Below are 20,184 nucleotides of genomic sequence, written 5' to 3'. Positions count from 1 at the left end.
CGGCGCGCAGTATAACAAGAAATAGCGCTAGGCTCACGTATTTTTGCGCTCGATAAACATCGCATCACCGTAGCTAAAAAAGCGATATTCTTGTTCAATTGCTTGGCCGTAAGCATGCATGACATTGTCACGTCCAGCAAAGGCACTAATCAGCATCATTAATGTTGATTCTGGCAAATGAAAGTTGGTCAACATTGCATCGATTAATTTGAACTCATAACCTGGAAAGATAAAAATATTGGTATCGGACATGAACTCACTAATGAGACCGTCAGATGTCGCTTGTGCTGCAGATTCAATGGAACGAACTGAAGTTGTGCCTACTGCAATAACGCGTCCACCCGCTTTTTTGGTGGCCAGCACTTTATCAACCACATCTTGTGAAACTTCTGCATATTCAGAGTGCATTTTATGATCTGTAATGTTTTCCACTCTAACGGGTTGAAACGTGCCCGCACCAACATGCAGGGTAACAAAAGCAAAATCAACACCCTTTGCTTCAATTTTACTTAGTATGTCTTCGTCAAAGTGCAAACCTGCAGTGGGAGCAGCTACTGCGCCTGGCTTCTCATTGTATACCGTTTGATACCGTTCTTTATCAGCATCCTCGTCTGGTCTGTCGATATATGGAGGCAAAGGCATATGACCAAACTTTTCAAGTAATTCAAATACATTCTCATCACTTAAAAACTTAATATGGAACAAGGCATCGTCGCGACCAAGCATTTCAATCTGTAATCCGCCTTCCATTGTCAGTACTGCACCCGACTTTGGCGACTTACTTGAGCGAATGTGTGCCATAGCACTTCCATCGTTAAGAATTCTTTCAATAAGTACCTCAACCTTCCCGCCGGACGCTTTGGTACCATGTAATCTTGCAGGTATAACTCGGGTATTGTTGAAAATAAGCAAATCACCCGCATTTAGCAGATCAACAATATTTGAAAACTGTTTATGCTCCACTTCACCGCTATTTCCACTTAAATGTAGTAGACGACTTTGTGTACGTTGCTCTGTAGGGTGCTTTGCAATTAAATGTTCAGGTAAATCAAAATAAAAATCGGATAACTTCATTATTCTCTCAAAATCGCTGTATGTCTTTGTCTATATGGTACGTCTTATTTTTATACAGTTTGAACCGTATATTTTGAAACACCTTCTTCTTGGTCTTAATACTTTATGCTCGAATTTTTAACGTAATCTTGAAACATGTTCCAAATTAAGTGACGTTCTCCCAAACTTACTTATTACCCAGTTTATCTGGGTATTTTTTTGCCTAAAATTTAGGGCGAGTCACTTTATCTAGTAGGTTAAATCGATTACTTATTCTTAAACGAAGCGAATTCTATTGCATGTCGCTGAGCATTTCCTCTATATCTTCATATTTAATTTGCTTGATATTAAGTACAAACATAATTTGTAACAATAAGTCTGCACCTAAAATGCCTTTATTTATTTTATTTCGCAGATTATCCGCGCTTTGGTCAACCCCCACCTGGCTTAGCTTGTCACTGAGGTCTTGGTACTTTATTCCCTTTTTGGACAATTCAGCCTTTAATAACCGCTGAACTAAGTTACGCCAATCGCTTGTTTTCGGCTTCATATCACACCTATGTATAAGTTTCTTTTGTAATGTATAAGTTACATTTAAACATTATTTGAGCCAAATGTATAAAAAATAATTTGACTTTATTTTTCGCCTATGACTATACTTACTCCAAGTTCGAAGTCGGCCATGTTGTTCAATCAATATTAAGCGTCTATTATAGATGACGACATGGTAAAACACACCTTTAGGAGAAGATGAATGACGTGGGAACTATCACAACTAGCAGATATTATTTCTGCTCAAGAGGGATATGTAGTTACACACGAAGCAGATTGTTTGCTTATTGCAAATGAAGATGGAATTGATGCTTGGTTGGCAATTAGCGGTGAACAAATTTTAGTTGAATCGCTATTGTTCTCAATAGATGAAGTGAAAGATAAAGCTGCGTTGAATGAAGAAATTCTGAGAACACATATGCTTTTCCCTTTAACGACAATCGGAATTTCATCGGTAGCAGGAACTCAGTACTACACTGCGTTTGGCTCACTAAGTTCACAATCGAAAAAAGAAAGCGTGTTGATCGAGATTTCAACATTATTTCAGAATGTAGAAGCATTTTTAGATGCTTACCAAGATTTTTTGAAATCTAATTAATTTATTAATAACCGGAGAATACCATGTCAGTTTGGAAAAAATTATTTACTGCCGTTAAAGGTACCGCTACAGAAGCAGCTCAAGCGGTTGTTGATACTCAAGCCATTAAAATTCTTGAGCAAGAAATCCGCGAAGCGAAAGATGAGTTGAGAAAATCAGACCATGCACGCACGCAAATTTTGGCGAAGTGCAAATTATCTCAACAAAAAGTGGATGGCTTTAATAAGTCAATCGCTGAATATGAAGAGCATGCAAGAAAAGCAATTGATACTGATCGCCAGCTTGCCCTTGACTGTGCACAACGAGTGTCTGATTTACGCACTCAGTTGGAGACAGAGCAAACTTACTTAGATCAGTTCACTAAGTCAGAAAAGCAACTAGCAGGTAACATCACACAAGCGAAAAACAACCTACGTCGTTTGGAGCAACAAGTGGATATGATTAAAGCGACAGAGTCAGTGCAACGCGCACAAGTAGCCGTATCATCAAGTCACTTAGGTGCTAATAGTAAAATGAAGACGGCAACTGAATCTTTATCACGTATTCAAGAGAAGCAAAACTTGCGAAGCGCTGAACTTGAAGCTGCTGAAGAGCTTGCCCAAAGCGAATCGACAGATGATTTAGAGAAGCGTTTAGCAGGTGCCGGTATCAAAGGCGGTAAAGCTTCTGCAGACGATGAACTGAGTCGCATACTCGGTAAGTAAACATACATATGACGGCAATCTTCGGGTTGCCGTTTTTTCTATTGAAATTGATTTAAATTAAAGGAAGTCTTTCATTCATGATGCAGTGGGTAAAGCTCAAAAAGCTATGCGTGAAATATTTTTCCGAGATGCGTTGGTACACTTTGCTACTAGCGCTTTTGTTTTATTCAGCGACCAGTTGGCTACTACTTTACTTAGCAGACGAAAAAGCACTATTAGACGCATCTGACTATTTCTACTGGATAATTGTTACCGGATCCACTGTTGGCTACGGCGACATGTCACCCGCAACTCCAGCAGGTAAGTTAATTGTTGCTTTGTATGTTATCCCGCTTGGTCTCAGTATATTTGCATTGATCATTGGGCGGATTGCATCTTGGGTAAGTGATCAATGGAAAAGAGGAGCTAGAGGTTTGAAACCGTTAAACGTCTCTAATCATATATTAATAATCGGCTGGAACGATAATCGAACTGACCAATTACTGAAACTACTAATTAAAGAGAAGCGTGATACTCCGGAAAATCCGGATATCGTACTTTGCGTAAAAGCAGATATTGAAAATCCACGTCCATCTGAAATCGAATTCGTTCGGGTTAGCTCTTTTAATAAAGACGATGACATGGATCGCGCCTGCATTGAGACAGCAAGTACAATATTAATAGATAACCCGTATGATGACATCACTATGACGACGGCCCTGTATTGTTCAAAACGAAATCCAGGTGCTCACAAAGTCGCATATTTTGAAGACGAAAGCTTAGTCGCCCTATTACAACAACATTGCCCTGAAGTGGAATGCACACCGAGTGTCGCGGTTGAAATGTTAGCAAAATCAGCATTTGATCCTGGCTCCAGCTTATTGCATCACGACCTGCTTGATGTGGAAGAAGGACAAGCACAATTTTCTGTTAATCTGCCAAGCACCATTAACGAGTTAAATGTTGAAAAGTTATTTTTTGGCCTTAAAAAACAATATAACGCAACGTTCATTGGATATGCGGCAGCAGATCAAGTGAACGAAATATTGGTCAACCCAGACTTTACAAACGTGGTGAAACCGGGCGATAAAGTATTCTACATCGCAGAGCATCGTATCAATAATGTTGATTGGAACAGCCTGCACGCTTAGTAGGCTTTTCAGAAGGGGTAACATATGTTCGGTAAATTATTTGGTAAAAAAGATAAAGAGCAAGCGCATAAACCTGATACACCTGAGATCATGGGCTTATACTTAGGCGGCTCTTTCGAGCTTGATCCTTTGAAACTTAAGTTAATACAACCATCTTTAAAAATTAACGGCGCTGCCAGCAAGCATCTTATTCAAGCAGTCGGGAAAGTGGTACTTGACAGTGGCGGCACTATGTTTCGTTTCTATACGGATGACGATGCGTTCCTGCAAGTCATCACAGATGGTGGTGAAACAGAAAATCACATTACTGATGTAAAGCTTTGGTATTTCTATGATACTAAAACAGTAGGCTCAGAAACCCAATGGCAAGACCTACTTAAAAATAGTATTTCACAGCCCGTTTATTCACTAGATGGTGACGTATATGAGCGCGTTTGGGATGCTGTAGGAGAGATTTCACCTCCCGTGGCCATGACGGAGACAACTTTCGAGCAAGATGGTGATGTTACCACTACGGATCAATTTATCATGCTCTACGAAAAATCTATATCCGATGATGATGTCGAAGCCGTGTTAGTATCCGGCGAAGAAAAAATTGTCGGTAATAATCATGATCGGTGCCTTGTAATAAGCACAGGCTTTAACGTGTCACCTTCAGATATAACAATAAACGGTTAAGGAAAAATAAATGGACGCAGTACTCAACTCAATCGCCGGATTACAAAACTTTGCACTTTACTTTGCAATCTCTATCGCCCTTTTCTTTGTCTTCAAAGTTGTTTACTCGTTTGTGACACCGCACGACGAGTGGAAATTAGTAAAAGAAGAAAAGAGTACCGCTGCAGCTATCGGCTTTGGCGGTGCAATGATAGGTTTCTCAATTGCTTTATCTGGTGCGGTCACTAACTCCGAATTTCTACTCGATTACCTAGTTTGGGGCTTCATTGCCATAATCGCGCAGCTGTTTGCTTTCGCGCTTTTACGCTTTACATTCATGCCCAAAATTGCCGAACGTATTCAAAACAATGAGATATCTGCCGGCGTTATGTTAGGTGCAATGTCAGTGGCTGTTGGTATGCTCAACGCTGCTTGCATGAGTTACTAAGGAGTAAGCCAATTATGGAAACCAATAGTAAACAAAAACGCAGCACTAACATTAATTTGTCTAGAATGCGCAAAGCATTTTCGTTAAAACCTTTAGCTCTCGGTGTAACTACCGTATTTTTAAGCGCCTGCTCAGGCGGCAAAGAAGAAGCCTTGGTTTTTAAGAACGTTGATGAATGTGTTGATGCACTGCCTAATATGGCTCAAAAGTGCGCAACAGCTTATGAAGGTGCGTTAGCAGAAGCGGCTAAAACCGCGCCTAAATACAATACGAAAAACGATTGTGAATATGAGTTTGGGACTAATCAATGTCAAACTTACAACAACAATGGTAATTCTATTTTCATGCCCTTGATGGCAGGTTATATGATTGGTAATTTAATGGCCCCTCGCCCTTACTACCAGCCAATGTTTACTTCATATTCGCGTTACTCGCCCTATCGCTACCATTGGATTGGCGCTGATGGCTATGATTTTGGCGATTCTAAGAAGCGTAAATTAAGAGTCAAACCCAGTGCTTTCGATAAAAAGCCAGCTGTTACCCGCACGATAAAACGCGGCGGATTTGGCAGTAGTGTTCGTGCTAAATCATCATGGGGAAGTAGAAGCAGCAGCAAAGGCTGGGGTGGCTAAGTGCTACGACGCCCTATTGATGCGAGAAAAAACTGGCAACAAATGGCACGTGATTACGGGTTTCATTTCCATACTATGTATGGTCAAGCTTATTGGGATGAAACCGCGTATTATCAATTTACTCTAAAACAAATCGAACAGGATTTAGAGTCCCCCACTGAAGAAATTCATCAGATGTGTTTACACGTAGTGGATCTCGTTTCAAAGAATGAAGAATTGTTAACTCAGTTCGCTATACCCAATGACTATTGGCAAGCGATTGCAGATTCGTGGCAAGCGAGAGAGCCATCACTGTATTCAAGACTAGACTTTGTATACGACGGGAAATCGCCCGCCAAACTATTAGAAAATAACGCCGACACACCTACTAGCTTATACGAGTCTGGTTTTTGGCAATGGCTGTGGTTAGAAAATAATGTTAACAACAATAAGCTAAGCAAAGCTGCAGACCAATTCAATTCGTTACAAGAAAAGTTAGTGAACCGTTTTAAAGTGATTGCAGACTATTATGATATCAATTACTTGCACTTTGCCTGCTGCAAAGACACGGATGAAGATCGCGGAACCGTTCAATATTTACAGGATTGTGCCAAAGAAGCAGGCTTAGATGATTACTTTGTTTACATTGAAGATATCGGATTGGCTGAAGGTGGAGAATTAACGGATCTACAAGACCAAATTATGTCCCATTGCTTTAAGTTGTATCCTTGGGAATTTATGCAGCGTGAAGAGTTTGGTCCTGCCGCTTTAAAAGCTCAAACTGCTTGGATTGAACCTATATGGAAAACCATCCTGTCGAACAAAGCCTTACTACCCATGCTGTGGCGAGAGTTTAAAGGACACCCTAACTTGTTGCCTGCTTTCTTCGAATCAGATATGGCTAGCATCAATGCCCAAGCGGACGTCAAGAAATGGGTAAGAAAACCGCTATACTCTCGCGAAGGTGCGAACATAGATATAATTGAAAATGGCAAAATGAGTCTCTCATCAGATGGTCCGTATGGTGAGGAAGGATTTATTTATCAAGCCCATACACCTTTGCCGAAGTTCGGAGACAACTTCACTTTAATAGGTTCTTGGTTGGTTGACGATGAATCAGCAGGTATCTCTGTCCGAGAAGACAAGTCACCTATTACGCAAGATTTGTCGCGCTACATGCCGCACATTATTTTATAAACGGATCATTCAATAGGGTATTTCATTGTGACAGCCGTAAAATCACCAACAAGCTTAAAGAAACAACTAATCTGGGTAAGTTACATCGTAGGCTTTTTTTTAGTGATAGAAGCCGTCAATATGCTTACGGGACGTTATTTCAATCAATTTAGTATTTACCCGCGGGAACTCACTCACCTACCCTATATTTTTACTGCACCTTTTTTACATGCGAATTTAACGCACTTTGCCTCTAACGTAGTGACTTTAGCCGTTTTTTCTTTTCTACTCCTACAGTTTGGTGCGAAACGCTTTCTAACAGTGTCGTTTGGCCTAATTATTTTGACAGGATTATTAGTTTGGGCATTTGGTCGCTCTTCTTTCCATTTGGGTGCGAGCGGTGTTATTTATGGCTTTTTTGGATATTTAGTGTTCGCTGGATTTTTAAGTAAACGCTTCTTTCTTATTGTGATTTCAGTATTAGTCGCTTTCTTTTATGGGAGTATGATCTGGGGCGTTTTACCAAGCCGCCCCTATATCTCGTGGGAATCTCACTTATTCGGTTTTATTGCAGGCCTCTGTTTAGCTTGGTTTTTACGAAAACGATCTTAATTTGACTCAAATTCAGGTGACATCCTCGCGCGTTTTTTCGTACAATCCACGTCCAATATAAAAAGGCTAGCAAATTTACATGTCTGAAATCGCACAAAATCAACAAAAGCAAACTGGCTTTTTTGGTAACTTAGTATTCAACATTGCAATACCTGTTTTAGTTATGAGCTATTTGAGTTCAGACGAATACTTGGGCCCTGCATGGAGTATTGTTGTAGCCTTAGCCTTCCCTTTGGTTTTTGGGTTTTACGACTTAAAGCAAACCAAAAAGGTGAACGTCTTTTCAGTACTCGGTATCGTCAGCGTGCTCCTAACTGGCGGCATTAGCCTACTCAAACTACCTGCCGAATATATTGCTATTAAAGAAGCTGCAATCCCTGGCCTGATCGGCTTAGCAGTTATCATTACTCAATATAGTAAGAAACCATTAGTGAAAGCGTTGATCCTAAACGATCAGTTGGTCAATTGGCCGAAATTAAATGGTACCTTAGAAGACAAAGGTGTAACGGCTGAATTCAACAATAAAGTGGCCGTGAGTTCATACATCGTAGCAAGTTCGTTCTTCTTGTCTTCGGCATTGAATTACCTACTTGCGAAATGGATATTGGTATCTGAACCAGGAACGACAGCTTATACTGAAGAGCTAGGGCGCATGACCGCTTTGAGTTATCCAGTGATTGTTATTCCTAGTATGATCCTCCTCATTTTTGCTCTGATGTATTTGTTTAAACAAATATCAGTGGTAACCGGTGAGCCGATTGAAAGCTTCCTTCATCAATAATATTCCAGGTATAAATGAATCAAACGAAAGGCATCAATGAAAATTAGGTGCCTTTTTTATGTCTGCACAAAAATCTTTTTCTAAATACATTGATATTTCCAATAAAACTACTATTTACTTAGTTGCAAAGCGGTGAATCGTTCACCCACTAAATTGAGAGAAAAACATGCTACGTATACTTTTATTCGTCGGAACTAATATTGCCATTATCGCTTTATTAAGCCTGACATTTAGCTTATTCGGGATCCAAGGTCTGTTGGCAGAAAATGGTGTTGACCTGAATCTAAACGCTTTAATGGTTTACTCTGCAGTCATTGGCTTCAGTGGCGCAATCATTTCATTGTTGATCTCTAAATGGATGGCGAAGCGCTCCATGAGAGTGCATGTTATACAGCAAGCATCCGATAGCACTGAGACATGGTTGCTTTCGACAGTAAGCCGTTTAGCTAAACAATCAAACATTGGTATGCCTGAAGTGGGTATATTTCATAGTCACTCACCTAATGCCTTTGCGACTGGATGGAACAGAAACAATGCACTCGTGGCCGTAAGCACGGGCTTAATCGAAAGTATGAATAAAGATGAAATAGAGGCTGTTCTTGCTCATGAGGTGGCACACGTTGCCAATGGTGACATGGTAACAATGACGCTACTGCAAGGCGTGATGAACACTTTTGTTGTATTCCTATCTCGGATTATTGGGCATACCGTAGATCGCGTTGTATTCAAAGTAGAGAGAGGTCATGGACCTGCATTTTGGATAGTATCCATTATTTCTGAAGTTATTTTGGGCTTCTTAGCCATGACAATCACCATGTGGTTTTCGCGTCATAGGGAATACCGAGCAGATGCTGGTGCAGCAAAGCTTGTGGGAAAACACAAAATGCGAGCGGCACTTATGCGTTTGCAGTCCAGTCAATCTGGCCCAGATATGCCTGATGAAATGGCAGCATTTGCGATTAATGCAGGTAGAATTCATAAGCTATTTGCTAGCCATCCACCACTTGCAGAAAGAATAAAGGCGCTTGAATAAGCGCCTTTTCATTTACTCTCTTCATATACTCTTTTCGTATATTAATTGATGCGACTAACTCAGTTTACTGTCTATTTTCTTTAATGAGCGTAAAAACAGACCGATACCGCCCACAGCTAGCACTAAAATAACGATGAGATCAAACGACGACATCGTTCTTAAACTGAATTTTACCGTAGAAATAACCCCAAAAATTAAGGCTGTTACAGAACCAATAGTTAACACCCAAGCAAGTATATTTTTACTATTGTAGAAGATTAAACCAATACCAAAAATGAATGGAATAAGCACCATCCCACCCGTTATGCCAATATTGCTACCAAAAGCATTAAAGCCATACAAGCGAGAACCCATTCCAAATTGAGAAGTGACCGTTATCGCATTAAGTAGCATATAAAAACCACCACACATCATTAGTAAACCAATGAAGAAATGCCCAATACCACCTGAACTTCCACCTGCTCCATTCATTTAATTCATCCTTTATATTAATATCTTCGTGAAGTTATTTTACTTCGCCCAAAAATTCAAAAATCTTTTTCGCTATGTCGGTGTTGTTGATATTGCCAGAAAACGATTGTGCTCCTGCACCAAAAGCATACACTTCGACATCAACACCAGTATGGCCTGACGTTGTCCAGCCAGTATTCGTGCGCTTATCCAAAATCGACTTCAAAATAGCTCGACGCTCTTTTATGTCGGTCTCACTAGTAATACCGCTTATCAGATTCTTCTCATCAATATTCAACTCAAAACCAAACACGCTTTCAACATACAAAGTCATGTCTTCCTGAGCTGGCATTTTTTCAGCGGTTAGCATAATAGATGCTTTCATATTTTGAATGAATTCAGGGCTCCAGCGATAATCGCCATCCGCACCAATGGTCAACCCACCGGTACTGTGATCAGCGGTTAACACTACTAGCGTATCAGGATGTTGCTCAACGTAACTCTTCAGCATTTTGATAGTGGCTTCTAAGTCGTCCATTTCTGCCATAGCTGAAGCGATATCATTCCCGTGTCCAGCCCAGTCAACTTGGCTTGCTTCAACAAGCAAAAAATAGCCGTTCACATTCTCTAAATGGGCAATAGCGTTTTCCGCTAAAACAGACAACCTATGTGGATTCGAATCATCTAGCGCTTCAGGAAGGCCTTTATTACCAAACAAGCCTAATGTTGGTTTACCAATTGGCAATGCTAATAGGTCGGAATAGGAATCGGCATATTGATACCCCAGTGCCTGAAACTCTTCTACTAAATTACGATTTTCTCGAATGAAGTAGCTCCATCCGCCACCTAGCATTACGTCGGCAACGTTCTTACCATCTATACGATCATCTAAAAATGAGTCAGCAATCTCGTTATAATTATGACGAGACTCGTTATGAGCGACATAAGAAGCTGGAGTTGCATGAACGATTTGCGATGTCACTGCAACACCAGTGCGCATGCCTAATCTTTTAGCTCTTTGTAGAACACTTTCCACGGGCTTTTTATCAACATCTAAACCAATTGCGCCGTTGTATGTTTTTATTCCAGAAGACAAGGCCGTAGCGCTGGCTGCGGAGTCTGTCACGTAACCGGAAACAGCTGCAGGGTAAGTTTGCGAAGTCCCTACTAAAAACGGATCTAAGGCCGTTAGTTCAATGTCTGGTGTAGATGGGTCATCTTTATATAAGCGATATGCTGTTGTATAAGCGGGCCCCATACCATCAGCAACCACCATAATAATATTTTTGGGCTTTGATATATTCGCTTGCTCTTCATTTGCTTTTTGAGCGTTTGAACTTGAACAAGATGCGCCTAGCAAGCTAATAGCTGCAATGACGCTAATTCTTAAAAGCTTATTTGAAACCATTTAACTTACTTACTCCTGAAAGTTTTTTATCGTGATGATTTGTATCGTGATGAATAACGTAAATCTACACACTAAGCGCATAAATATACCGTTTATTGATGCTTAATGCCAAATACAAAACAATATTTGGTATGAATTACTAATTGCTTTGAGAACGCGCATAATTGAAAAGCGCCATAAAGCTAACTATTAACTTCTAATTCTCAAAATGAATGCCTATTGCAATGCATAGAAATTGCGTTTACTCTCCTTTTCCACGAAGCAAAAAGGATTTCACGGATGAAAGCTGTTCCACTCATCGTATGCGTATTAATATTTTTAAGCGCATGTCGAAGCACCGTCAGCACAATGAAAGTTGACGCAGATAGCATCAAACCTAACAATAACAACATGGGCTATTTGCTCATGGGTGTCGAAACTAATAATGATCTAAAGCATATTGATATTGATGGCCCTAGCTCAATTCGGCTTACGCATGCCGATTTGAAGAAAGGTACCAGTTACGTGCTTATTCCTTTGCTTGCGGGTGATTATCAACTCAACAATATTCAATTTAATTACTATTTTAAAAGCCGCTTAAAAGATCAGGATGTTTGGCAGTTTGAAATAAAGCCTGAAACCATAAGCTATGTAGGTCACCTCGAAGTGAGCACGAAGGGCTTCTACGTATTCTATTCCAGTATTGAGTTGGTCAATCGCTCAACAGAAGCATTAGATTTCATGTTAGAAGATTTCCCATCAATCCTCGAAAGCAGAACGATGTTTTATGGTGGGCCCGGCGAAGATGACTATTTCCAATTTATAGAAAGTCTAGGGGAATAGTATGAGAGCATTATTTTTACTTTTCTTTATATTAAGTAGCTCCTTTGTTGCCGCTAAACATGAATTTGTAAGCAGTGAAAAACTATATAGCAACGCGATTAACGCTGGTGGTCAACTCTCTCCAGATGGACAATATTTTTCCTACATTCGCCGCACTAATAATGAAACCTACATAGAGTTAGCAGATTTGGGTGGCAATATCGTCTACCAAATTTTGAAACTGTCCGCAGACATGCCACTTCAAAGCTATCAGTGGGTTTCGGATGATGTTCTGAAAATTAGTATCTTTTTAAACGGTAAGCTAACTAGCTACTTGTTGACCATTGAGAAAATAAGCAAAGATGGCATCACTCGAATCGATGGTAAAACCAAACAACTCAAGAATGGCTATATTGTAGACGTACTGGAAAACATTCCCGATACAATCATGTTCTCAAAGTATGATCCTAACAGCCGCCAATTCGAACAAGAGCTATATAAAATAACCCTAGATCAACTCTTTTCCGACAACTTTGAAAATGCTGAATTTATTGAAGAGGCCGACGATGGATTGATGTTTTACGATTTTGATAATGCCACCAATCGACTGCTAGCGGTATTTTACGACGAAGATGAAGAAACAATTCTAATTAAGTTTAAAAGTTTAGGCGCTAAAAAATGGAAAACCGCCCTGTCATTTGATAATGGCAAATTTGATTTTACTGCAGTCGGCTTTATTGATGACACACATTTAGCAGTGCTAACTAATAAAACATCAGACAAAATTGCCTTACACAGTTTTGATATTAAGACACAAACACTAGGGTCATTACTATATCAGCACCAAGAATACGACTTGACCGATGCCACGCTAACAAACACGGGAGAGATAGAATCCGTTGAATATGTAAAGAACGGATTACCTAAAAAGATTTGGCTAAATGCGCGCTCTACGGAATTATCTCAGCGTTTTGAAGTTACGTTCTCAGAAAGTGTTCCGAGGATCATCGATCGAAATATCGAAACCGGCCGCACAATCGTTTATGTTGCTGGTCCAAATGAATCAGGTAAATACTATTTGTACGAAACAAAGAGCGATAAACTTGCATTATTGGTCGCAAACTACCCTGATTTATCAGAACTCCATTATCCAGAGCATCAAGTGCTTACCATAAAAGCTGATGATGGCATCAATATCGAAGCTTATTTAACGTTGCCAAGCGATTATTCCTTAAACACATTATTGGTAATGCCTCATGGCGGTCCAATCGGAGTTCGAGATTATAATTTCTTCGAACCAAACGTGCAGTATTTAGCTAACCGCGGGTTTACTATTTTACGCGTTAACTTTCGGGGCTCAGAAGGCTTTGGGAAGGCATTTCAGAATAAAGGCGTTGGGGAATTTGGAAAACAAATAGAAGCCGATATTTCAGCAGCTGTTGCTCAAGTACTAAAAACGAATCAATTCGATAATGTGTGTGCAATAGGCAGTAGTTATGGCGCCTATTCATCTGTCTCACTTGCACTACGTCATCCGGAACTATACAAATGTGTCGTTGCGTCGTATGGGATTTATGATCTTCCGTTATTATTCAATTATAGTAATTTCCGATCTGGTGAAGCTTTCTCCAAAGAAGTTGCAAAAGTCGTAGGTGAAAACAGCGATGAAAAGAAGCTGGTTTCCCCCGTTTATTTAGCAAAATCCTTAAATACTCCAACACTCATTATTGCAGGTAAAAATGATGAAATTGCTGGATTTGAGCAATCCAATAGAATGCGTTTTGTACTGGAAAAGCTCAAAAAGCCGGTCGACTCTTTGTTTTACAACACTGCTGGACATGGACATAGCAATTGGTATGGAGATAGACACGAATATGCTTACATTGTTAGTTTTTTAAGGCAAACACTCGGCTTATCACTTCCTAATCCGGCAACTTTATCTGATAGCAGTAAGCAAGCTTTAGCATACGATTATAAAGTGCTAGGTGATGTGTTTGATTCTGGCTCCTTAACTTCAATAGACAACAAAAAGGCATTTAACTTTTATGAAACGTCGAGCATGTACGGAAGTCCTGAAGCGACATTCAATTTAGCGACCTATTATCAGCGCGGCGATCAAGTTGAAAAAGACATGCAAAAAGCGCTAGAGCTTTACGAGAAATCAGCAGAAATGGGCAATAAATCTGCTTTCTCACGATTAGCATCTATTTATACAGACGACTTCTACATTAAAAGGAATGACGAAAAGGCATTGAAGTACCGATTGAAATCTCTGGAAGATGATGAAGAAAATTTCAATGTGAACAAACACGAACTCGCTTTTTTTTACTGTTCAGCATCCGAAGAGTATCGCTCTGCACAAAAGTGCGAAGATGAATTTAGGACTCAATGGGAAATCATTGAAACTAAATCCGATAAAGATAGTTTTTATTCAACCCTGCGTGAAGCTATTTTTAAAGGAAAATTCACACCTGAAGAGCGAGAAAGTTTTACTCAATTTGCTGTTAAAGCAATTGGTCTGCACCACGCCGAATATGAGTTCGAATTGCTTGAAGAAGGCATCTACGAATTTGAAGAAAGTGATCGTTTTAGTCGGTCTGGCGAATATGTGCTGACAACTGAAAAAAGTCTTTCTAAAGCCGCGGCCAAAGCTGGTAAAAATAAGCTTTATTTTGGCGTAAGATTTACGCCTGACCATCCTGGATTTGCTAGTTTTGGTGAATATACATATGCAATCTTTCATTGGGAAAAATTCGATGCCAGCGGGAAATTAGTTGATTACTCAATTAGAGGCTCTGTTGACACGGCCAAAGGTGATTGGTATTCCCGATTTGTTGAAGATGATTATGTTGACGGCAACGAATACAAACTCACGATTTATGATGTAACTGGCAAAGTGAAATACCAGAATACATTTAAATAAACCGATAGTTTTGACGAGCTCTTAATACTAAATGATTTAGCGCACTAATGTTCTATTTGTTAAGTCATTTAGTAAAGGGTTTGCAAATAAGAATCTGCAATAAACAATTTGTTAAGAGCTCACATTAGAATAAGTTTAACTGGGAAGAATTTACTTTGGTAACTTTCTGAGTAGCTTTGCGTCGCGAGGAAAAACTACGACGCCTTGAACCATGTTTTATAAAGACTTTCTTAGATTCCTCAATGCAGTGCGACGATTTAGAAACTTTGTATAGTGCATCTTTCATGATCCGCGATTCATGCTTGAAGTCTATTATCTGTTTTGTATATTTTGAAGTAGAAAACTCATTTGAAAGGGAAAATATCTCCACTGGTTTTAATGATCTCAACTCAGGGATCATTTTGTAGACAAAACTGCATTTTGGGTCGTGATCCTGCAGTTGCTTTTGAGGTGAATAGACCCTAATCGTGTTTATACCTGTTACGCCAGCCTGCATTTGTACTTGAGATACATGTATTCCAGGCACGTAGTCAATCATCAGTTTTGAAAGTTCATATAAAACTGTTTGCCAAGGTAATCGAAGTGCATTGCATGCAAAACTAGTTATCATTGCTCGAGAGCGAAAATTTAGCCAACCAAACTTTTGATAATAACGCATGGCTGCATCTATAGCAGGAAATCCTGTCTCCCCATAAACCCAAGCTTCTAGCCGTTTCTTGTGCTCTTGAGGATCGATTTCAGAATGAATGTAAGGTAGCCCGCTCCTATAGGCTTTGTTTACCGAGTAAAACTCCATATCCACTTGGTTTTCAAGCTTCTGGACAAAGTGCGAGTGCCAAAAAAGTCGAGATCTGAAATTCCCTATACTTGACCTCCATTGCTTTGACGTCATAGCGCTTTCAGCCTCAATTTCTTGCAATCGAATATCACATTCCTGCAACACAGTTCTTAACGACAAAGAGCCCCAAGCAATTTGGGCTGACAACCTAGAGCAAGCTTCAACTGCCCTATTCATACTGCTAATTCCACCTCGGTATTTTTGGCCTCTATTTTCTAAGAAATCTCTTAGTATTGTATTTCCTGACCGCTCACTCACATTCATATATTCAGAAGCGCAAACCGAAGAGTTGATAGTTGAATCACTAACATGAAAATGTCCCGACAAGATGTTTTTTAATGCTTCGGGAAAACTTACGATAAGTTTATTTTTACTGAACTTTATTCGATCTCGCATCATGTAGTTTATAAAACGGGTTTCCCAATGATTTCGGTTTATCGGCCCCCTTATTACGCCATTGCATGTAAACTCATGCCACTTAATCGCATTACTTTGACACCAACTTTTAAACTCCTTATCCCTTTGAAAAGTATGTGTGAGGCCCGTTTCCTCATGTGAATAAACCTCTTTGACTTCAAAGCCGATCGTATTTATTTTGTGATTTATCTCTTTGATAGCGTCAATTGGAGATGAGTTAAGAATTAGTAGTTTAGAGTTGAAATGATTTAGGTTTTTGCTAAGCGACTCTGCAGCCCCACTTATAGCTTTAGTATGGAAAGCGCCCCAGTCTGGTCCGTTCATTAATAATGGTTCAAATAAAAAGAGCGGCAAAACGATGTCATTCGACGCTAGTGCATTAAATAAAGCCTCATTATCATTAAGCCGAAAATCTCTTTTGACCCACCAGATGGCAACTTTTTTCATTTCCCCGACGCTATTCATAGCTGTGAATTGATACCCTGATTTAAATCCTGAATGATTAAATAGGTGTTATTGGCCAAAAAAGTTCGTTTTTATATTTAGCAACTACATATTTTTAACCGCTTTAAAAAGATTTGTTCTCTCCTGCTCGGGAGGGCATTCAATGAAGCAAGTACTATTCGATTCGATTAACTAGTAAAACCTATATTCATTAAAACCTTGCTTCCAAGGCTTAACGGTCATAATAGAAGCCTGAATTGACCGTCACAGTTGCCCTTTAACGGAATGACCTAATGAGTCAATGGCCGAGCTAGTCAATGACAAATCGTAACTTAATTAATATTTACCCAAACAAACACAAATACCAACAGGACCAACATCACTCAAATTAATAAACGTTATATTTAAGTCATTTAACAACTTAAAGGAAGCTCTTCGCTGGCTAAACCCTCAAAAACTAAAATCATACTAATCAATAACTTAGGAAAGTATATAGAGTCATTTAAAACGCACCTCAAAAACCCACATTCACACCATGAATAGCCGAAATCATTTCCATACTGTTTTTTTATTCATGTTTGCAACATAGGATAGTGTTGTCTTCACCGATGAGCGCAGAGCAAATTATCTTTCAACTTGCGGTCGGCGATATTTAAGAAACGGAACTAGAGGAAACAAAAATGTCACAGTATCAACAAGACTTAGAAAAAATAGCAAATCTAAAAGCAGCTCAAGGCACTCCTTGGAATGCTATCAGCCCTGAATATGCGGTTCGCATGAAAACTCAAAACCGATTCAAGACAGGTTTGGATATTGCAAAATATACTGCAGGCATTATGCGCAAAGATATGGCTGATTACGATGCTGATTCAAGCCAATACACACAATCACTCGGTTGCTGGCACGGTTTCATCGGTCAACAGAAAATGTTGGCTGTTAAGAAACATCAAGGAACAACAGACAAGAGTTACTTATATCTTTCTGGCTGGATGGTAGCAGCGCTTCGTTCAGAGTTTGGCCCTCTTCCAGATCAATCTATGCACGAAAAAACAAGCGTGCCTTCACTCATTGAAGAACTCTATACTTTCCTTCGCCAAGCTGATGCGCGTGAGCTGGGCAAATTGTTTGATGAACTTGATCAAGCCAAAGCGAATGGTCAGGATACAACGGCTATACAAGCACAAATTGACAACTTTGAAACACATGTCGTGCCTATTATTGCAGATATCGACGCAGGCTTTGGTAACGAAGAAGCCACTTATTTACTTGCTAAAAAAATGATTGAAGCTGGTGCATGCTGCATTCAAATCGAAAACCAAGTGTCTGACGCGAAACAATGTGGTCACCAAGATGGCAAAGTAACTGTTCCACATGAAGATTTCCTAGCGAAAATTAATGCTGTTCGATACGCTTTCTTAGAATTAGGCGTAGACGACGGTGTAATCGTTGCTCGTACCGATTCATTAGGTGCTGGTCTAACGCAGAAAATACCTGTATCAAGCAGCGAAGGCGACTTAGCAGCCCAATACAATGCCTTTTTAGAAACAACACCGGTCACTTCAGTTGACGAGCTCAGTAACGGTGACACGGTAATGAAATTAAACGGTGAGCTTGTAAAACCTGTACGTTTACCAAATGGATTATACAAATTTAAAGACAATACTGGCTTTGACCGTGTAGTACTTGATTGCATCACATCACTTCAAAATGGCGCAGATCTACTGTGGATTGAAACCGAAAAACCACACGTTGGCCAAATTGGCGACATGGTAAGAGCGATTCGTGAAGTGACACCATCTGCCAAGCTAGTTTATAACAATAGTCCTTCGTTTAACTGGACCTTAAACTTCCGCCAGCAAGTGTTTGATGCTTGGGCTGAGGCAGGCAAAGATACTAGTGCATATGACCGTGCTGCACTTATGTCGTCGAAGTATGACGATACTGAATTAGGTCAAGAAGCTGATGAAAAAGTACGCACATTCCAGGCGGATGCGGCACGTGAAGCTGGCATATTCCATCACTTGATTACTTTGCCGACTTATCATACTGCAGCGCTTTCAACTGACAATTTAGCCAAGGGCTATTTCGGTGATGAAGGTATGTTGGCTTATGTTAAGGGCGTGCAACGTCAAGAGCTTCGCCAAGGTTTAGCCTGTGTTAAGCACCAAGCAATGGCAGGTTCTGATTTAGGTGATGCACATAAAGAATACTTCTCTGGCGAGCAAGCACTAAAAGCTTCTGGTGAAGATAACACAATGAATCAGTTTGACGTGGTTGCGTGATGGTGTTGCGTGATAGTGCTGCGTGATAGTGCTGCGTGATGTTATTGCAGGTTAGTGCCTACATTTAACGACTCTTGTTCAGCGCCCTTCGGGGCGTTTTTTTTGTCTTGAGCAATTGAGAACTTATGATTTGGATCAAGAGGAACGCTCATGAGATACCAAGGTATTATCAATCTTTCATTGATTGTGCTTATATAATCATCCTAAAATCTATATAAATGATATGAATGGGTGTTATAAACTAATAGCATCCCTGAATTTTCACCCTCATTTTCACTACAAACAATGGAACTAACAACTTGAATATCGCAAAAGTCGATCTGAATCTATTAGTATACTTAGACGTTTTATTAAGAGAAGGCAGCGTAACGAAAGCTGCAAATCAACTAAGCATTACTCAGCCTGCAATGAGTAATGGTTTAAAAAGACTACGCGACCTATTCAAAGACCCACTATTAGTGAGAACTAGCGATGGTATGACACCCACCAAACGCGCCTTAGAACTTCAACCGGTCATTCGTGATGTGTTGAGTAAATTAGAGTCATCCATACAACCAGAAATTGAGTTTACCCCGCTAACCAGTGTGCGCACTTTTAGGATTATGACCAGCGACTATGCTGAATCAACTCTACTATTAGAGCTTATAGGTAGACTCGCAGTTTTAGCACCAAACATTACACTAGACCTAATCACACCAAGCGACGTTACCTTTCATGATGTTGAGCAAGGCAAGGTCGATATGGCAATTAATCGCTTTGAAGAATTACCGCTTTCATTCCATCAAAAGGTCATTTGGTATGATTCTTTTTCATGTGTGATAGGCAGCGATCACCCGATGAAAGATAATTTCGACCTAGCCGCATACTTGAAAGGCCAACATATTTGGGTGAGTAAAACAGGCTTTGGTGTTGGTGTGGGAATTGATCCTAACGAAGTTCAGAAATTAGGCTGGGTAGACGCAGAACTGACTAAAATTGGCAAACAACGAAGTATTCGAGTATTCACTAGGCACTACCACGCTGCCTTACAGTTAGCTAAAACACAAAACCTCATAGCAACATTACCTAGCAAAGCAGCTAAAATATTTAAAGACGACCCAAGTATCACGGTTGTCGAGCCTCCTTTCGACATTCCCCCCATTGCATTAAAGATGGCTTGGAGTGCATTGCTGCACCATGATGCCGGTCATATTTGGCTGCGTAGGCTTATCACAGATGTCGCCAATACGATGAATGCTGAGGCTCAAGCATAAACCTCAGGTAACA

General features: G+C 40.0%; 19 protein-coding genes. 14 read left to right on the top strand and 5 right to left on the bottom strand.

Annotation, left to right across the window (positions count from 1 at the left end; genetic code table 11):
- Window positions 1-33: 33 nt before the first annotated feature.
- Both queA and ACKLNX_RS11570 read right to left on the bottom strand, forming a co-directional pair.
- Window positions 34-1,074, bottom strand: a complete 1,041-nt coding sequence (gene queA / locus ACKLNX_RS11575; RefSeq protein ID WP_412972473.1) for a tRNA preQ1(34) S-adenosylmethionine ribosyltransferase-isomerase QueA — start codon at window positions 1,072-1,074, stop codon at window positions 34-36.
- A 271-nt stretch (window positions 1,075-1,345) separates the two neighbouring features.
- Window positions 1,346-1,603, bottom strand: a complete 258-nt coding sequence (locus tag ACKLNX_RS11570) for a DUF6471 domain-containing protein (RefSeq protein WP_411694961.1) — start codon at window positions 1,601-1,603, stop codon at window positions 1,346-1,348.
- A 204-nt stretch (window positions 1,604-1,807) separates the two neighbouring features.
- On the opposite strand from ACKLNX_RS11570, the gene ACKLNX_RS11565 reads away from it, so the two are divergent.
- From ACKLNX_RS11565 to htpX, 10 genes are all read left to right on the top strand, one after another.
- Entirely contained in the window at window positions 1,808-2,203 is a 396-nt protein-coding gene (locus ACKLNX_RS11565; RefSeq protein WP_411694962.1) for a DUF2170 family protein, read from the top strand.
- Between the two features lie 23 nt (window positions 2,204-2,226).
- Window positions 2,227-2,907, top strand: coding sequence for a PspA/IM30 family protein (locus ACKLNX_RS11560; RefSeq protein WP_411694963.1), 681 nt, complete (start codon window positions 2,227-2,229; stop codon window positions 2,905-2,907).
- A 77-nt stretch (window positions 2,908-2,984) separates the two neighbouring features.
- Window positions 2,985-4,037, top strand: a complete 1,053-nt coding sequence (locus ACKLNX_RS11555) for an ion channel (protein ID WP_412972472.1) — start codon at window positions 2,985-2,987, stop codon at window positions 4,035-4,037.
- Between the two features lie 24 nt (window positions 4,038-4,061).
- Window positions 4,062-4,715, top strand: a complete 654-nt coding sequence (locus ACKLNX_RS11550) for a YjfK family protein (RefSeq protein ID WP_412972471.1) — start codon at window positions 4,062-4,064, stop codon at window positions 4,713-4,715.
- 10 nt (window positions 4,716-4,725) lie between these two features.
- Window positions 4,726-5,142, top strand: a complete 417-nt coding sequence (locus tag ACKLNX_RS11545) for a DUF350 domain-containing protein (protein ID WP_411694966.1) — start codon at window positions 4,726-4,728, stop codon at window positions 5,140-5,142.
- Window positions 5,143-5,156: 14 nt separating this feature from the next.
- Window positions 5,157-5,774 (top strand): DUF1190 domain-containing protein, encoded by a 618-nt coding sequence (locus tag ACKLNX_RS11540; protein ID WP_411694967.1) that lies wholly within the window; start codon window positions 5,157-5,159, stop codon window positions 5,772-5,774.
- Window positions 5,775-6,950 carry a glutathionylspermidine synthase family protein gene (locus tag ACKLNX_RS11535; RefSeq protein ID WP_412972470.1) on the top strand — a complete coding sequence of 392 codons (1,176 nt, stop codon included), beginning with the start codon at window positions 5,775-5,777 and terminating at the stop codon, window positions 6,948-6,950. It begins immediately after the preceding gene.
- A gap of 27 nt (window positions 6,951-6,977) precedes the next feature.
- The gene (locus ACKLNX_RS11530) at window positions 6,978-7,541 is read left to right on the top strand and encodes a rhomboid family intramembrane serine protease (RefSeq protein ID WP_412972469.1); all 564 of its coding nucleotides are present in this window, start codon (window positions 6,978-6,980) and stop codon (window positions 7,539-7,541) included.
- A 79-nt stretch (window positions 7,542-7,620) separates the two neighbouring features.
- The gene (locus ACKLNX_RS11525) at window positions 7,621-8,322 is read left to right on the top strand and encodes a VC0807 family protein (protein ID WP_411694970.1); all 702 of its coding nucleotides are present in this window, start codon (window positions 7,621-7,623) and stop codon (window positions 8,320-8,322) included.
- Window positions 8,323-8,488: 166 nt separating this feature from the next.
- Complete coding sequence (gene htpX / locus ACKLNX_RS11520) at window positions 8,489-9,355, top strand: protease HtpX (protein WP_412972468.1); 867 nt, start codon at window positions 8,489-8,491, stop codon at window positions 9,353-9,355.
- A 54-nt stretch (window positions 9,356-9,409) separates the two neighbouring features.
- Here the strand turns inward: htpX and ACKLNX_RS11515 are convergent, their stop codons facing one another.
- On the bottom strand, window positions 9,410-9,826 hold the full coding sequence (locus ACKLNX_RS11515) for a hypothetical protein (RefSeq protein WP_412972467.1): 417 nt from the start codon (window positions 9,824-9,826) through the stop codon (window positions 9,410-9,412).
- A gap of 34 nt (window positions 9,827-9,860) precedes the next feature.
- The gene (locus tag ACKLNX_RS11510) at window positions 9,861-11,213 is read right to left on the bottom strand and encodes an alkaline phosphatase (protein ID WP_412972466.1); all 1,353 of its coding nucleotides are present in this window, start codon (window positions 11,211-11,213) and stop codon (window positions 9,861-9,863) included.
- A 279-nt stretch (window positions 11,214-11,492) separates the two neighbouring features.
- Here ACKLNX_RS11510 and ACKLNX_RS11505 point away from each other — a divergent pair, with 279 nt between their 5' ends.
- Both ACKLNX_RS11505 and ACKLNX_RS11500 read left to right on the top strand, forming a co-directional pair.
- Window positions 11,493-12,035 (top strand): hypothetical protein, encoded by a 543-nt coding sequence (locus ACKLNX_RS11505; protein ID WP_411694974.1) that lies wholly within the window; start codon window positions 11,493-11,495, stop codon window positions 12,033-12,035.
- Between the two features lies 1 nt (window position 12,036).
- Complete coding sequence (locus ACKLNX_RS11500) at window positions 12,037-14,937, top strand: prolyl oligopeptidase family serine peptidase (protein ID WP_412972465.1); 2,901 nt, start codon at window positions 12,037-12,039, stop codon at window positions 14,935-14,937.
- 124 nt (window positions 14,938-15,061) lie between these two features.
- Here ACKLNX_RS11500 and ACKLNX_RS11495 read toward each other — a convergent pair whose 3' ends face one another.
- Window positions 15,062-16,639 (bottom strand): FAD-binding domain-containing protein, encoded by a 1,578-nt coding sequence (locus ACKLNX_RS11495; protein WP_412972464.1) that lies wholly within the window; start codon window positions 16,637-16,639, stop codon window positions 15,062-15,064.
- A 677-nt stretch (window positions 16,640-17,316) separates the two neighbouring features.
- On the opposite strand from ACKLNX_RS11495, the gene ACKLNX_RS11490 reads away from it, so the two are divergent.
- Both ACKLNX_RS11490 and ACKLNX_RS11485 read left to right on the top strand, forming a co-directional pair.
- Entirely contained in the window at window positions 17,317-18,918 is a 1,602-nt protein-coding gene (locus ACKLNX_RS11490; protein ID WP_411694988.1) for an isocitrate lyase, read from the top strand.
- Between the two features lie 299 nt (window positions 18,919-19,217).
- Entirely contained in the window at window positions 19,218-20,171 is a 954-nt protein-coding gene (locus tag ACKLNX_RS11485) for a LysR family transcriptional regulator (RefSeq protein WP_411694989.1), read from the top strand.
- Window positions 20,172-20,184: the final 13 nt, after the last annotated feature.

This window comes from Glaciecola sp. MF2-115 (assembly GCF_047250385.1).
Taxonomy (GTDB): domain Bacteria; phylum Pseudomonadota; class Gammaproteobacteria; order Enterobacterales; family Alteromonadaceae; genus Glaciecola.
The sequence above is the reverse complement of the archived record's forward strand: the minus strand, read 5'-3'. Positions and strand labels throughout refer to the sequence as shown.